Origin of the sequence: Streptomyces sp. 8K308 (genome assembly GCF_004348315.1) — a bacterium.
In the GTDB taxonomy this organism is placed as follows: domain Bacteria; phylum Actinomycetota; class Actinomycetes; order Streptomycetales; family Streptomycetaceae; genus Streptomyces.
In genome coordinates, this window is sequence record NZ_SMKC01000674.1 from 1 (window position 1) to 847 (window position 847).

Below are 847 nucleotides of genomic sequence, written 5' to 3' on the forward strand. Positions count from 1 at the left end.
CCCCCGAGCCCGCCCACCGCGCGCCACGCCCCGACCAACTGGCCGGCTCCCTCGGGTGACCCGGCCGACAACGAAGCGTGGTGTGGGGCTCCGCCAGATCCCGCACACCACGCCTGCCTGCCGGCTGCTGCCCTATGATGCGACGCCGTGCCCGCCTTACGCCGCTGCCGCGGCACCGCCGACGAGTACGCCGCCATCGCGGCCGTCCACCGCCGCGCCGCCGAACACGACGGCCGTGACCTCCACTCGGTGCTCGAATCCCTTCCCGGCCCCGCCGACATCGCGGCGCTCGCGGGACTCGACCAGCGCGTCGTCGAACTCGACGGCCGGGTGGTCGGGCACGTCCACCTGACCTCCTGGACGGAGGAGGACGGCACCCGGGTGTTCCTCCACCGCGGCCGGCTCCACCCGGACTTCCGCGACCGAGGACTCGGCACCACGATGCTTGCCTGGGCCGAACGCCGCGCCCGGGCGAAGGCCGTGGACCTCCCGGCCGCCAGGACGACCGTCCTCGGCGCCAACGCCAGCCGCGCCGAACCCGCCGCGACCGCGCTCCTCCTCGACCACGGCTACGCTCCGGTGCTGCGCCTCGGCGAGTACCGCCGGCCGGCGAACGCGGCGCTTCCCGAGGCGCCGTCCACTGACGTGGAGATCCGCCCCACCACCGACCCCGTCGACCACGGCCGCCTCTGGGACCTCGTCGAACTCGGCTACCACGGCCGCTTCGCCGTCCGCGTCGGCACCCCCGCCGGTCGCCAACGCTTCATCGACCGCGCCGCCGCCATGACATGGCTCGCCGCCTGGGACGGCCCCACCCTCGTCGGCTGTGCCGGCCTCGCCCCGAGCC

At 75.8% G+C, this 847-nt stretch carries 1 protein-coding gene; it reads left to right on the forward strand.

The window, feature by feature from the left end:
- Positions 1-147 precede the first annotated feature (147 nt).
- Positions 148-847, forward strand: a 700-nt coding sequence (locus E1265_RS36590) for a GNAT family N-acetyltransferase (protein WP_132935230.1), incomplete at its 3' end; no start/stop codon positions are given.